Source organism: Metamycoplasma canadense, assembly GCF_000828855.1.
Lineage (GTDB): Bacteria > Bacillota_I > Bacilli_A > Mycoplasmatales > Metamycoplasmataceae > Metamycoplasma > Metamycoplasma canadense.
On sequence record NZ_AP014631.1, the window covers coordinates 648,595 to 664,645 of the forward strand.

The 16,051-nt window shown below is 22.1% G+C and carries 10 protein-coding genes; 6 read left to right on the forward strand and 4 right to left on the reverse strand.

The window, feature by feature from the left end; translation table 4 throughout:
- Positions 1-4: 4 nt before the first annotated feature.
- On the forward strand, positions 5-2,152 hold the full coding sequence (locus tag MCAN360_RS05720; protein WP_045434251.1) for an SGNH/GDSL hydrolase family protein: 2,148 nt from the start codon (positions 5-7) through the stop codon (positions 2,150-2,152).
- 28 nt (positions 2,153-2,180) lie between these two features.
- Here MCAN360_RS05720 and ffh read toward each other — a convergent pair whose 3' ends face one another.
- Positions 2,181-3,506, reverse strand: a complete 1,326-nt coding sequence (ffh, locus tag MCAN360_RS02730; RefSeq protein ID WP_045434253.1) for a signal recognition particle protein — start codon at positions 3,504-3,506, stop codon at positions 2,181-2,183.
- A gap of 352 nt (positions 3,507-3,858) precedes the next feature.
- Between ffh and MCAN360_RS05725 the strand changes: the two genes are divergently transcribed.
- Genes MCAN360_RS05725 through MCAN360_RS02755 form a run of 5 tightly spaced genes read left to right on the forward strand, consistent with a single transcriptional unit; the run spans position 3,859 to position 11,683 of the window.
- Positions 3,859-5,232, forward strand: coding sequence for a glycine--tRNA ligase (locus tag MCAN360_RS05725; RefSeq protein WP_045434255.1), 1,374 nt, complete (start codon positions 3,859-3,861; stop codon positions 5,230-5,232).
- A 15-nt stretch (positions 5,233-5,247) separates the two neighbouring features.
- Positions 5,248-7,167: a DNA primase gene (gene dnaG, locus MCAN360_RS05730; protein WP_045434257.1), complete on the forward strand. Its 1,920-nt coding sequence runs from the start codon at positions 5,248-5,250 to the stop codon at positions 7,165-7,167.
- 3 nt (positions 7,168-7,170) lie between these two features.
- Entirely contained in the window at positions 7,171-8,694 is a 1,524-nt protein-coding gene (locus MCAN360_RS05735) for an RNA polymerase sigma factor (RefSeq protein WP_173402252.1), read from the forward strand.
- Between the two features lie 23 nt (positions 8,695-8,717).
- A complete protein-coding gene (locus MCAN360_RS02750) occupies positions 8,718-9,563 on the forward strand; it encodes a deoxyribonuclease IV (protein ID WP_045434262.1) in 846 nt (281 codons plus the stop codon).
- A gap of 23 nt (positions 9,564-9,586) precedes the next feature.
- Positions 9,587-11,683 (forward strand): transglutaminase domain-containing protein, encoded by a 2,097-nt coding sequence (locus tag MCAN360_RS02755; RefSeq protein ID WP_045434265.1) that lies wholly within the window; start codon positions 9,587-9,589, stop codon positions 11,681-11,683.
- Between the two features lie 908 nt (positions 11,684-12,591).
- Here MCAN360_RS02755 and MCAN360_RS05740 read toward each other — a convergent pair.
- From MCAN360_RS05740 to MCAN360_RS05745, 3 genes are read right to left on the reverse strand one after another with little or no spacing between them, the layout of a single operon-like run.
- Positions 12,592-14,694, reverse strand: a complete 2,103-nt coding sequence (locus MCAN360_RS05740) for an MSC_0620 family F1-like ATPase-associated subunit (protein WP_045434267.1) — start codon at positions 14,692-14,694, stop codon at positions 12,592-12,594.
- Entirely contained in the window at positions 14,678-15,157 is a 480-nt protein-coding gene (locus tag MCAN360_RS02765; protein WP_045434269.1) for an MSC_0621 family F1-like ATPase epsilon subunit, read from the reverse strand. Before MCAN360_RS02765 ends, MCAN360_RS05740 begins: the two co-directional genes overlap by 17 nt.
- Positions 15,157-16,050 carry an MSC_0622 family F1-like ATPase gamma subunit gene (locus MCAN360_RS05745; RefSeq protein ID WP_045434272.1) on the reverse strand — a complete coding sequence of 298 codons (894 nt, stop codon included), beginning with the start codon at positions 16,048-16,050 and terminating at the stop codon, positions 15,157-15,159. The genes MCAN360_RS02765 and MCAN360_RS05745 overlap by 1 nt, the downstream gene beginning before the upstream one ends.
- Between the last annotated feature and the right edge of the window lies 1 nt (position 16,051).

The following is a 16,051-nucleotide window of genomic DNA, read 5'->3' on the forward strand; positions in this document are numbered from 1 at the left end:
GCACATGAATGAAGAAAAAAAACAAAAAATTAAAATAAATTATGTTGCCTTAGGGGATGCTTTTGTGTCCGGATTTAATTCTAAAATAGGTTTTTCAACAAATGGTTTTTTAAATGATAACAATAAAATTTTTGGTCTTTGTTATCCTTCTTTTTTAGCTAAATTAATTTCACAAAATAAAGATTTTGAATTAAATAGTTTTTATAATTTCGGAATAATCAATGCATCTTTTGACATTATTCAATCCTTGTACACTAATGATAAAAAAACCTTAAAAAAATTAAGTAATAAAATTGATTTAATTCAATCTATTGATTGATTTTCATCAAATCCATTTAAAAATTATTTTTCAAACTTCTTAAAAGATTGAAATATAAATAATAATGATTTTGCTTTTTTTAATAATACAATTAAAAAAGCAAATTTAATTACCTTAACAGCCGGATTTTATGATTTTATTCATATTCTACCTTTTAAAGAAATTTTATCTCTTCGTAAGTTAAAAAACGAAGATAAAGAAAAGCAAATTTTATTAGTTAAAAATAAAATTAAAGAAGGTTCAATTGAAATCGAAAGAAAATTAATTTCTCTTATTTCTAATATTAAATCAATAAATCAAAATGCAAAAATTATTTTAACTAATTACTCGCCACTTTTTTTAAATCTAAAGAATATTATTAATACATTTTTAAATAAATTTGAAACTAATAAATTTGACTTATATTTATATTTAGAAAATACCCTTAATTTATTAATTCTTAATGCTGCAAAATCTACATCAATTGATTTTATTGATATTCATGATGATAAATACTGATCTGAAAATAAAAAGTATCTTTTTGAAAATATTTTTTCTATTTATCCCAATGAAAAAGGTTACAAAAAAATTGGAATGGATATTTATACCAAACTATTTATTAATAAAAAGAATTTGCAATTTGATTTTAATAATATTACTTTTATTAATAATTACATATTAAACCAAGAATTTTGAACAAGAGATTTAAAAAGTTACATTTCAATTAATAAGTCTTCAAATAATATTGATTTATTTAATGAAGTATATGGGAAAAATAAAAACGAGAATATTTATCTTTCAGATGAAAACGAAATTAAAAATTCAGGTCATTTATCTTTTGATATAAAAATTACTGATTTTTTATCTCTTGTTATTAGATATGGGAAATTTCCGATTAGTAATATTTCTAAAAAAATTATTTCTGAAAAATTTTCAGAAATTTATCAGAAATATGATTTTTTTAAAAAAATAAATATTTTTTTAAGCAACGAACAAAGATCAAAAGAAGCAGTTTTAATTTTATTAAAAGATAGAAAAATAGATAATATTCTTTATAGTTTAGAAAAAGTTTTAATGCATAAAAACTTGCTTGAGAATAAGGAAATTAATTATGAATTAGTAAAAAATGAATTAAGTAAAATTTTAAAAACTGAACAAAACATGGTTTATGATGTTTTGAAATACTTTTTTAGCTCTGGATTAATTAATGAATCTAAAAAAGAAATAAAAGAAATATTTGAAATTTTTATAAAAGAAAGTTTGAATACCGATTTACTTAATTATTTATTTAACTTTAAAAATAATAAGAAATTTGAACAAATAAAATCTTATTTATCATCGTTAAATTCTTTTAAGGAATTTCTTGATTTCTTTATTGAATCATTGATTAATTATTCGGATATTTATGTTAAATTAGATAATTTTGATCAATTATGGAATAAATTTATAATTAAAAATAAATATAATCTTCTTTTACTTTTTGATAAGATGTTAGGCGAACTAACGAATGATGAAAAAATCGAAAAAACCATTGATTTTTTTACTCAATCTATTAAAGGATTGCTAAGGTTAGAAATTGAATCTAAGGATTATAAAATAATAAAGAATTCTATTTCAGAAATTTTGAATATTTGCAAGAATAATACTGAATATTTAAATAATATTTTTGTTAAGTTTCTTGATAATTTAAAAAATATATCAATATATAATTTATTTTTTCTTAAAAAAATTAAGAAATATAAATTTTTTAAGAAACGCTATTTAATTTCATTTAATAGGTTTTTTATAATCAGTTTAAAATTGGTTAAAAATTTATTAAAAATTAAACAAATAATTTCAAAATATAAAATATAAAATGCAACTTAAATTAAGCTGCATTTTTTTATCCTAAAATACCATTTTTTATTTGTGGATTTGAAGACATTTCTTTCATTTGTTTTGACATTCTTTCGAAATCATTAACGAGCATATTGTATTCTCTTGCCGATCTTCCAGACCCTTTAATTATTCTTTCTTTTCTTGAATTATTTTTCAAAAGTTTAGGATTTTTCTTTTCTAATTCTGTCATTGAATTAATTAAATAAGTATAGATTTTAAATTTGTTTTCAGCTTCATCAATTTTTTCATCACTTACTTTATCTGCCATGCCGGGAATTAATTTTAAAATTGATTTCATTTTACCTAGTTTTTTAATTTGCGATAAAGAGTTCATCAAATCATTTAAATCGAATTTTCCACTTAGCATTTTATATCCGATTTTTTTCATTAATTTTTCATCAACTTCTTCTGAAGCTTTTTCAATTAATGATAGAACATCACCCATTCCTAAAATTCTATCAGCCATTCTATCAGGGTAAAATAATTCTAAACCTGATATTTTTTCACTAACCCCTATAAAAGCAATTGGGATTTGCAATAGATGGGTAATGCTTAGTGCCGCACCACCTCTTGCATCAGAATCTAGTTTTGTAATTATTGTTCCACTAAGTTGTAATTCTTCATGGAATTTTTTAGCTGTGTTTATAACGTCCTGACCGCTCATTGAATCTACAACTAAAAATATATAATCAGGTTTAATTTTTTTCTTTATTTCTTTTAGTTCATTCATTAACTCTTCATCAATAGCCAAACGCCCTGCAGTATCAATTATTACTAAATCGTTTTCATGTTGTTGTGCTTCTTTTATTGAATTCTCAGCAATTAATAATGCATTGTTTTCTTTTTTTGTATAAAAATCCGTTTGAGTTTGTTTAGCTAATTGTTCTAGTTGATCCCTGGCTGCTGGACGATAAATATCATCTCCAACAAGCAATGGTTTTTTAAAAGTATTTTTCTTTTTAAAATAAACAGCTAATTTTGCAGAGGTTGTAGTTTTACCTGATCCTTGTAAACCAACCATCATAATTTTAGTTGGAAAAGATTTAGGCTCAATTTCAATTGTATTATTTCCCAAAATGCTCGTTAATTCATCTTTAAAAATTTTTAAAACGGTTTGCTGTTGATTTAATTTACCTATAATTTGGCTATTAAGAGCTTTTTCTTTTACTTGTTTAATAAATGATTTGACAACTTCTAAATTAACGTCAGCCTCCAATAACGCCAATTTTACTTCACGTAAAATTTCTAAAATATCTTCTTCGTTAATTGATAATTTTTTATTAATTTTATCGATTGATTTTTGAATTCTTTTTTGTATAAAATCTAACATATACCTATTATATATTATTAAAAAATAATATATAAAAATAATATATCTTTATAGACGTTTTTAAAAATTTAAAATTATTTTTTTGATTATTTTTTTATAAAGAAAATGACATAATTATTATTTTTTTATCTTAAACTAAGTTGAAAACTCGATTTAGATTTTTAGGTTAAATAAAAATTAAAGTTAAAAAAATAAAATTGAAAAATTATCAGTAATATTTTGAATATTTTTATAGAAAATAGCGATATTAATTTGATTTTCATCTAAAAATTAATCTCTCTATAATTAAATTTTTTTAAGTTGTGCTACAATTTATATATTGTTTTACAATATATTAAAATAGAGGTAAAAGATGCGAAAAAGTAGTTCGAAAAATATCCAAGATGTTATTGCACACTTAAAAAATCAAGGTTTTGTTTATCAAAATTCAGAAATTTATGGTGGTGTTGTTAATACATGAGATTATGGTCCGTTAGCGACTGCAATGATGTCACAAATAAAGAACATTTGGTTTGATGATTTTATTAGAAAAGAAAAAAATTATCAAATAGATTCAAAAATAATTATGAATAAAAATGTTTGGAAAGCAAGTGGACATATTGATAATTTTTCAGATTTTTTAATTGAAAATAAAATTAATAACAAAAGATATAGAGCAGATCATATTGTTAAGGATTTATTTCCTGAAGTGAATGTTGAAAAATGTAGTTTTGAAGACTTAGAAACAATAATTAAACAAAAAGTTAAAAAATATGACAATTCAGATACTGATTGAGGTATTATCAAACCATTTAATTTGATGTTTAAAACTCAAATGGGAGCAATTGATAATAATTCATCAGAGACGTTTTTAAGACCTGAAACTGCACAAGGTATTTTTGTTAATTTTAAAAATTTAACAAGAACTTCAAGAGCTAAACTTCCTTTTGGGATAGGTCAAATAGGTAAAAGTTTTAGAAATGAAATTACTCCAAGAGATTTTATTTTTAGAACTAGAGAATTTGAACAAATGGAACTTGAATTTTTTTGTGAAGAAAAAGACAGCGATTATTTTTATAAATATTGAATAGAAAAGTGCAAAAATTTAGTTTTAAAATTAGGACTAAAAGTGGATAATATTCGCATTAGACCTCATGAAAAAGAAGAACTTAGCCATTATTCAAAAGGGACAAGTGATATTGAATATCTATTTCCTTTTGGCTGAGGAGAGCTGCTTGGTATTGCAAATAGAGGGAATTATGATTTAAGTCAGCATATGAAATTTTCAGGTGAATCATTGGAATATTTGAAAGATGATGGAACAAAAATTATTCCTTTTGTTATTGAACCATCTATAGGTTTAGATAGATTGCTCTTTGCATTATTAATAGATGCTTATGAGGTTGAAAAAATTAATGAAAATGATGAAAGAGTAGTTTTAAAATTAGATAAGACAATTTCACCATATCAAATTGCTGTTTTACCTTTAATGAAAAAACAATCAAATGAAGCTAAAAAAATATTTGATAATCTTTTAAACAATACAAATTTAAGAATTAGTTATGATGAAAGTGGATCGATTGGAAAAAGATATCGTCGTCAAGATGCAATTGGAACACCTTTTTGTATTACCGTTGATTTTGATACATTTGATAATCAAACAGTTACGATAAGAAACCGTGATACAATGGAACAAGATAGAATTTCAATAAATGATATTGAAAAATATTTTAAAGGTTCAAAATAATGAATTTGGGGATAAATGAAAAAAGAAAATATATGAGAATTTGTTATTTCGAATAGCGACATTATTAGTATAATAGGTCAGTATGTTAATTTAACTAAACAAGGTAAAAATTATAAGGCATGTTGTCCATTTCATGGTGAAAAAACACCATCATTTATTGTTAGTGCTGAAAAACAAATTTTTAAATGCTTTGGTTGTGGTAAGAGTGGAAATGTTCTTAAATTTGTTGAATTTCAAGAAAATTTAAATTCGTTAGAAGCTTTAAAAATGTTAGCTAATAAACAAAATTTAGATGTTAGCCAATTTGATAATTTTTTAGCTAATAATCCAAAAAATGAAGAAAATTTAAAAATATTTGAAATAAATCAAGCCGCACTAGATTTTTTTAGATATCAGATTATTTTTGAAAAAAACGACGAGTTAAGTAAATTTTTAGAAAAAAGACATTTATCTAAGGAAATTATAAAAGAATTTGAAATAGGTTTTGCTTCTAAGAATAAATTAATTTATCAAAAACTAGTTGAACAAAAATTTGATAATTTCGCTATTTTTAATTCATCATTAATATCAAATTTAGAAAATAAGAATTTTTTTAATGATCGCCTAATTTTTCCAATTAAAGATAAAAATGGAAATATTGTCGCTTTTTCGGGACGCGATATAACAGACTTGCACAATCCAAAATATTTAAATAGTGGCGAAACAATAGTTTTTAAAAAAAATGAAGTAATGTTTAATTATTTTCATGCAAAAGATGAAATTATTAATAAAAATGAGGTTTATTTAGTTGAGGGTCAATTTGATTGTATAGCTTTATATAAGGCTGGCATTAAAAATAGTGTTGCAATTATGGGCACGTCCTTATCGATAAATCACTTAAAAGAACTAAGCAACAAAGCTATAACCTTATTTTTCGACTCAGATGAAGCAGGCATTAATGCAACTTTAAAAAATTTAAAAATAATTTTATATTATTCAGATAAATATAATATAAAAGTAAATTTTGTTATTAATAATTTAAATAAAGACCCCGATGAATTATTTAATTTAGATAATGGCGAAACTTTAAGAAAGTTGTGTAATCAAAAAATAGATATAGTCCAATATTTATATAATTGAATTAAAAAAATTACTAACCTAAAAATTTCTGAATTAAATAAGTTTGAAGAATATAAAAAAATTTTTGAATATATTTATTATTTAAATGAGCAATTAAGAATAATTTTAGAAGAAAGAGTTGTAAGTGAGAATATTTTATCTTCAAAATTATTTAATTCATATTTTAATCAATATGCAAAGCCTAATTTTCCTTCTGATTTATCTTTTAAAACAAAAATTTTATTAAAAGGTAATAATTATGAAATAAAAAATTCAAACATTAAAAACGAGCTAGAAATTGATAAATTTTTTGTTGATTTAAATCCTAATACAAATGAAAATATTAATTTTAATGAACAATTTAACTACGTTAATCTAAATATACAAAATAAAAAAAATAACAGTAAAAAAGTTGACTTTCAAAAACAAATTAGCCCACAGTATAATTTAATTAAAGAAATTTTTATTTCAATACTAGCAAATCCATTTTTTGCTAAAGAATTTTATAATGAAAACTTTCACATGCTAGCACTAAATAATACTGGTCAAACTTTGCGTGAAATAACATCATATATTATTAAAAAAACTAAAGAAGGCAATTTAATTACATTTGATAACTTAGAACAAATAATTGATCAAGATATAAAAAATACTAAAAATTCTTTATTTAAAGATAAATACAATTTATTTAAAGAAGAAATTTTAAATATTAGTAAAGACGAGTTTATAAACCCAAAAATTAATAACTTTGATCTTTTAATGCAAAAAGTTGAACAATTAATTGATAAAAAAAGAATAAGAATTAAAAAAATAATAACAAATACCAAAGGAGAGTAAATCATGGAAACCAAAGATTTAGAAAAATCAATAGATCAAATAGTAAGGATAATAGAACAAGAAATAAAAAAAATCCAAAAAAAAGATACTTCAAAAAAATTTTTTTCTCAAGAAGAAATTTTTAATATTATTGATAAGAAAAGACTTTTTGTAGATGAAGAGGAGTCAGATTTACTTTTAGCTAAGTTATTTGAAAAAAAATTAATTTCAAACAATGTTGATGAAGGCGATAATGATTTTATTGCAGATGAACAATTCAATGAAGCAGCATTAAAAGATATTGATATTGAAGAAATAGAAAATGAAGATATCGACATCGATTCTGAATTTGATGATAGTTCAATGGTAAGAAGTGATCATACAAACTCAAAAGAAGAAGAAACATATAGTGAAGATGACGAATATATTTCAAATAATATTGGTGGAGATTTTGATGAAGAAGACGAATACGATCTTTATGACATTGATGAATATGAAGAATATGCTGATTTAGAATGAAGAACAACTAAAAAATCTCATGATGATTTTGGGGCATCAAAATTATTAAAAAACTTTGATAGTGAAGAAATTAAAATAGGATCATTAAGAAAAAATTCTGAAAACAATAATCTTTCGAACCGTTTAACAGAAACTAATGATATTGTTAAATGATATATGAGATGAATTGGTAAATACGGTAAGCTTTTAACCGCTAAAGAAGAAAGAGAATTAGCTGAAAAAATGGAAAATGCTAAAGAAGCTAATAATATGTATAAATATAAAAAAGCGCGTGATTTACTCGTTAAAAGAAATTTAAGATTAGTTATCAATAATGCTAAAAAATATAAAAATCGTGGTTTAAGTTTTATTGATTTAATTTCAGAAGGAAATTCAGGAATTATGAAAGCTGTTTCGAAATATGATTACAAAACCGGTTATAAATTTTCAACATATGCAACTTGATGAATAAGACAAGCTATTACAAGAGCTGTTGCTGATCAAGCGAGAACTGTTAGAGTACCGGTTCATATGGTTGAAACTATTAACAAGGTTTTAAAAATTGAAAGAGAATTACAACAAGAACAAGGATATCCTGCAACTGATGATGAAATAGCTAAAAAAATTGGTGGTGATTTTACCGCTGAAAAAGTTAGATATATAAGAAAAATAAATATTGATCCTATTTCATTAGATAAAAATATTGGTAAGGAAGAAAATTCTAGTTTTTCTGATTTTGTTAAAGATGAGAGTGTAATGAGTCCAACCAATTTTGCTTCGCAAGAAGAATTGAGCGTTATATTGAATGAGATGATTAATTCATTGCCAGATGAATCTGATCGTTTATTGATTAGAAAAAGATTCGGAGTTTCAGATCCGAATGGTGAATCGTATCGACCTCATTCACTGGATGAATTATCTAAGGAGTTAGGTATTAGCAAAGAAAAAGTGCGTCAAATTGAAACAAAAGTATTACGTAAATTAAAGCATCCACAAAAACGTAAAAAATTGAAAGAATTTTATATTAATGAAAGTTATAATATTGACTAATAATTTTTTATTTAGAGGAAAGTATGATTAAAATTGGTAGCCACATTTCATTTTCTAAACCTAATTATTTAGTTGATGCATCATTAGAGTCAATTGAAAATGGAGCTAATTGTATGATGATATATCTTGGTGCTCCACAAACTACTTTAAGAGTCGAAAAAGAAAAATATCAATTAAATTTATACAATACAAGATTTTCTAAAAAAATAAAAAGTGAAGATATTATTGTTCATGCCCCATATATTGTTAACCCTTCGAACCCTTCAAAATCAAAATTTGCAGTTGATTTTTTAATTCAAGAAATCGAGAGGATGAATTATATAAATGCTAAATATTTAGTTTTACATCCAGGTTCACGTACTACATATACAATTTTTGAAGCAAAGGAATGTTTAATTAGATCTCTAAAAGAAATTTTATCAAGAACTAAAGATGTTACTATTGCTCTTGAAACTATGGCAGGAAATGGAAGTAATTATTGCAATAATTTTGAAATTTTAAAAGAAATAATAAAAGAAATTAATTCAGATAGAATTGCAATTTGTCTAGATACTTGTCACATATGAGATGGAGGCTACAATATAAAAGATTATGATGCATTTAAAAAATATTTAAAAGATAACGATTTTTTAAAATATATTAAAGTTATTCATTTAAATGATTCCTTAAATCCTTTAGGTTCTAAAAAAGATAGACATGCCAATATCGGAAGAGGATATATAGGCTTAGAAACACTCAAAAAATTTGTTTTTGATGCTGATTTTGACAATGTCCCAATTATTTTAGAAACTCCATATGTTAATAATAAGCCAATTTATAAAGAAGAAATTGAGTTATTATTAGAAAAACAAAATTACCCATTGATATAAAAATTTAAGTAAAAGGAGTAAATATGAAAAAGAAAATTATTGGTTTTTTGCTTTTAAGCTTAACTTCATCTACTGTAATTTTGTCATCATGTAATTATAATAGTTCATCGGAACCAAATAATATTATTAAAAAAGATAATAATCAAGATTCTCAAAATGATTTATTAAAAGAATCAAAAGAAGAGAATAAAGTTAAAATTTCTTCTTTATCATTTATCTCTGAAAAACAAAAAGATGAAACTATAAAATTAATTATAAATTCAAATTCTCCAGATCAGATTAATAAAATAGTTAGTTTAATTAGCAACTTAAATGATATTAAGAAACAAAAAATAGATTTAATTTTTTCATCTATGTCTTATTTAGATTTAAATGAAAAAAATGATTTTAAAAATAAAATTATTTCTATTGAAAAAAATAGTGATATTGATAATATTTTTTTAAATGCTAAGAGTTTGAATGATAAAAAACAAAATAAATCAAATGAAAAATTAGAGTCGGATTCAAGTGATTTTAAAAATGAATATCAAAAATTAGAAAAAGAAGTTATTTCGTTTTCTAAAAATGAACTAAAAGAATTAAAATTTGAAATTCAAAGAGATTTATTGAATAATGTTCTCAATGAGACAACATATAATTTAGCAACAAAACAATATAATTCTGAAGATACATTATTTTTAGATCAAAAAAATAAATTGGAAAAAGTTTTTAAAGAAGTTAAAAATAATTATAAAAAAACTCAAGATATAACAATAAATGAAAATGATTTAGAAATTAAACAAGGTATTAAACAAGAAGAAATTTTTTCTAATGATTTTTTTAAAAATGAAAATAAAAATAACTTTATTAATGAGGAAGCAAAATATTTTATAAGTTTAGTAAAACTTGATGATATTAAAGATTATTATCATCATCCAAATCAACAAAACTCAAAAGATAAGATTAAAGAGTTTACTAAAAAAATTATTGGCAATGAAACAAAAACAATTAAAAAAATAAGATTAATTTATGATTGAATTCATAAAAATTTAAAATATGCTGCAAATGGTACTACAACTGCCGCTATTGATCCAGTTAAGGCTATTGAGATAAAAACAGCTGTTTGTGGTGGATATAGTAATTTATATAAAGCGATGTTGGATTCAATAAATGTGAAAAATGTTACTGTAATCGGTTGATCAAAATATGGAGCACACCAATGAAATTTAGTATTTGATGAAGAAAAAAATGAATTTTTTCATTCGGATCCAACATGAGGTGGGGAAGAAAATTTCAGACCAACTATTAAAAAATTTTCAGATTATCATATAACTACAAAAATTGAGAGCAGTGGTGCCCAAATTACTGTTGATAATGTTATGTATGAATATAATCGTGGTTTTTCTGTTTATAAATTTATGTCTAACGATGCAAAACATAAAGAAGTATTTACTGAAAAAAATAATAAAATTACAGGTATTTCACAAGACGCTTTAAAAACAATAAAAAATCTTTATGTTGGGGAATTTATAGAAAGAATAGATTATCAAGGTGGAACACATGATGTCGAAAAATTTGAAGTAAGTCCAAAAAATAAAAAATTTGCTTCAAAAGATGGCGTTTTATATACAAAAGATTTAAAAACTCTACTAGTAGTTCCAAAAAAATACAAAAATAAAGAGTTTGTTTTACCAAAAGAAACCAAAACTATAGAAGATTGAAAATCTTCATTAAATTCTGATAATTTAGAAAAAGTTAACGTCGAACCTGGTAATTATTGATATGCAAGTTATGGTGGTATTTTATATAATAATAATTTAACATCTATAATTTATGTTCCTAAAAAAATACATCCAGTTGTAACTATCTATTCTAAAATTATTCCAAAAGAAAATAATTTTTCATTTAATGATAATATATCTGAAATTATAATTCCAGAAGGAATTAAAGAAATACCAGCAGGTTTTTTAAATTATTTACCAAACCTTAAATTAGTGCAATTACCTTCAACATTAGAATCAATAGATATTAATGCATTTAGAGATATTGATAGAAATAAATTTAAAATTAAGTTGGCTAATCAAACGAATAATAATGTTATAAAGTTTCTTGAAGATAATAAATACAATATAGAAAAATAAAAATACAATAAAAACTATTTTTTCTTACTTAAAATAAAAAAGAAAAATGTTTTTTATTTTTATAAGTTTTAAATAAATATGTTAAACTAAATTAATTTCTTTATTTATCAAAAATAAAAACAAACAGATGAAATTAAAATTTAACAAAAGAATTAGAAAAAATTAAAATTGAAAAACCTGAATTAATTGTGTATTTATAAAATGAAATTAATAAAAATGAATAATTACTTTATAATTAGGAACATCTAAAAATACTATAATAAAATCAATGATCAGCTATATGAATTAAAAATCCTGAGTTTCCTAGTTTTATAAGATAAAAAATAACGAAAACCTCTATTTTTAAGGCGTTTTCGTTATTTTTAATTACATTTTTTTAATAATATCATATTTTGACCATATATCTGAAATGACATTAGAATCTTCTTTTTGTATACTAATAATTTGCTTTGATTCTTAGTTAATATCAATTCTTTCTCTTAATTTTGATAAGATGCTTATTAGTTTTCACTCTGTTATTTTATTTACAATGTCATAATCAAAATAAAATTTGTTCACTACATATTATAAGTTTTGGTATTACAAGCAATATAAAACAAATTGTTGAGTGGTCCATTATATATTCAACAATTCTTACATACACAAATACTGGTATGGAGAACTTTGTCTTTTTCTATAGAATAAATCAATGCTTAAAAGTTTTTAAGTTTAATTATTCCTTAATATATGTAATAATAATCAGATATCAAATTGTTGGCTAATAAATTTTAAAATAACTATCATTTTCAAATTTATGTAAATTATTCTTTATTTGATTACAATACTTATTGTTGCAAAATAAACTCGAAAAGTTTTTATAATTTATATAACGCAACTTTTGAACTAATTATAAGTTAAGCGTATTTTATTTATATCAAAATAATAATTATTGAAGCGATTAAAATTGTAAAAATTATTGTAATTGAAAAAGCAAAAAGTTTACTTATTTTTATATTTTTTATTTGTTTTTTCTTAACTATGATAAAAATTAATGAAGTAAGCAAGAAAATTGATGATAATGATAACAAGCTAATTCCAACTATGTTTAATGTTTTTTTATTAATTTTATTGTTATTGTCAATTTGTGATTCAGCTTCAAAATAAGCAGCTTCGTATTGTTCTTTATCTTTTTTTTCAATTATTTTCTTATTATCAATCAATATTGATAATGTTGAAAAATTATCCATAATTTGTTTAATTGATTTTATGTATGAATCATATCAAGAAAAAATATTAATGGTTCTTGAACCTGTTGAAGCTATTAATCTTGAAATTTGCATATTTATATAATTGTAGTATTGATTTATTAAATTGATGTCAAACCCGTTTTCATTAAAATTATTAGTAATAAAATCTTTATTAATTTTAATAATTTCTTTAAATCTAATTAAGGAATCTTTTAAAGCATTTGTAAGGCTATAAAAATAATCAAAGTCATTTATTTTTGAAGAAAACAGGCTAGTTAAAAGTAAATATTCAGAATTTTTAATATTTTTATTTAAATTTATCTCATCATATCTATTTTTTGTGTAACTTTGAACCGTTGAAGCAATTATTTCTTTTGACTTATTATTATATTTTTCAAGTTGTAAAACAGAACTTGCAGTCGCTATCATATTATATAAGGCATCACGTAATATTGAGTTTCTTAATTTTGAATAATCAATTTTATTATCTATGTTTAAAGCATAAAATATTTTTGAAAATAATTCTTTATTAGCATTGATTATTTTTTCATATACAAAGTTTCAATCTTGCCTTTCTAAAGATGTATCAATTTTTAGTTCTATCTTATATGAACGTGATTTTTTAGTATCAACTCTGTCGGTAATTTTTACAGTTGCGATTAATGTTTCATCATCTTTATTATCTAGTGCAGTAACTGTATATGAATATCTTGTATTAATAGGATTATCAAAGAAAAACATTTTATTTTTTTCTTCTTCGCTACCTGCATCAAAATTAATTTTTAAATTTAATGCGCTCTCTATACTGTACATTGAAGAAACATGAGGAGTCAACGAAGGAATGGCTTGAATTTGTTCTTCGGTATTGATATCTTCTATTTTTGGTTTTTCTCCAGGTATTAATTCAGGTTTATTTATTGGTTCATCTTTTTTCTTTTCTTTTTCTTCTTCTAGTGTAAAGTTTTTGTTAAAATCAAGATCAAATACTAAGAATTTTTTATGTAATTTTGAGGTTATATATTCTTCTCAAGATTTGAAATTTTTTGGATGAGAATAATTAAAACCATGAATTGTGTTTTTATCATCTTTTCAACTACCAATATTAATTTTTATATCTTCATTAATTTTAGGAACATCTTTTTCATCGTATAACATTTTTGGTAATTCTTCTGTTAAAGACCCAAAATAATCTTTAATTAGTTTCTCTAATTTTGATTTTGAAATAGTGTTAATTTCTTCACTATTTTTTGCAATTTTTCCGTTTGGTTTTACTTGTTCTTCATAGTTAGTTTTTGAATCTTGTCCGATTTTAACATCATTAAATGTTTCTTTATTATATTCAATTTTTCCTATATTATATTTTTTATTTAAAGACATTAAATAAGGGAAAACAATTGTAAAACCATTTGCATTTGAGTGATTAGTTTTTAAATTTTCTTTATTATCTTCTAAATGTTTTTTTAATACTTGAATATAAATTAATTTTTCAATATTATTTTTAAAATCTTTGTCTAAATCTTTTAGTAACTTAGCTTTTTCATTATCTAAAAATTTAATAGTATAGTCAATAGTTGTTGTAACTGATTTTTCAATTAATTTTTTTGAAAGTTCTTTAAAATCATCAAAATCACTTGCATTTTTTGGAGTTTCATTATTTTTTTTATTTGTGTTATTTTCGTCGCTATTTTCTAATTTATAATAATGGCTTGCTGACATTAAAGAAAAAGGAATTATTAAACTTGGAGTTATTAAACCTAAAGATAAAAATTTATTTTTTGTTTTCATATTTAATCTCTTTTGCTAGTTTTAAATTTTGTTGTATTTTTAATAAATATAACTCTTGGTTTAGTAATTTTAATTGCATAAATTGATCAAGATTTAATCCTATTTTTTGTAATGAATTAAAGTAACTTATATTATTTAAAACTTCTCTTATTTTATTTTTATTATCAACTGTTTTATTATTTTGTTTAAAAATTTCCATTTTATTAAAAGTATTAATATTTATATTTTTTTGATTAATAATAATATTTGTATTTATTAAAAATAAATAAAATTCTTTTTCTTCATCTAGATCTTTAATTTTTATAACTGTATTTTCATACGCCATAATAGCGTTGCTATCAGCTAAAACCCATTGATCTTCGTCGTCAACATTGATAAAAAGTAATCCATTTCTTATAATTTTTGTTTTATTATCAAGAAAATTTATTTGTATTTTAAATGTTTGATTTGCGTTAGTACTCATTATTTAATACCTCCAAATCCCTCATTTGCTCTAGTTAATAAAATAATTTCTTCAATTTCGTTTTCGCGCTTTGTTCTAATTATTTTTTTCTTGATTTTAATCATTTCATCTTCAATTTGATTAATAATTTTATTAGTTGTAACTAAGTCATTTTTAGCATTGTAAAATGATGATTCAATTAATAATGAATAAATTGCATTTTCTAAAAATATATTTATTTCATTGTCAACAAATTCTTCAATTCCGGGGTAAATTTTAAAATTTGAAATATCAAGAATTTGATCACTATTTTCTTCAACATTGACAAGTTTATTTACATCAAAACTATCAATAGGTAAAATTGTAAAATAACTATTGTAGTTTTTATTGGTATTTAAAACAAAATTAACTTCTTCATAATTATTATCGATATGTAATATTTTTACTAATTGGCTAAGAATTCAAGGCAAATTTTTAGATTGTTTTTCATCTTCATTAAATGATTTGATGACATTAAAATTATTTTGGTGACAAAAATCATTAGCACGTTGACCGATAACAATAAAATCATCTTTGTTTTGATTGACATTTTCTAGCAATTTTTTTTCATATCTAGAGTATGAATCCGTTGAATATTTTTGTTTCTCAGTTAGATATATTCACAATGTTGCTTTTCTTTTATAATTTTTTTTAGATTTTTTGTTTTTTCCATTGTTAATTAATTTATTTTTAATAGCATATTTATTTTTAATTGTATTAATAAGATTTATATTTAGTAATGCATTTGAAATATTAAATTTTAATTTTTTAGTTAATTTCATAATATCAATTAAAAGAATATTTTTTGAGTTATTAACTTTAGTTAAAATATTTTCAAGATTTTGTAATTTTTCTTCAAATTTTTTTAAATGCATT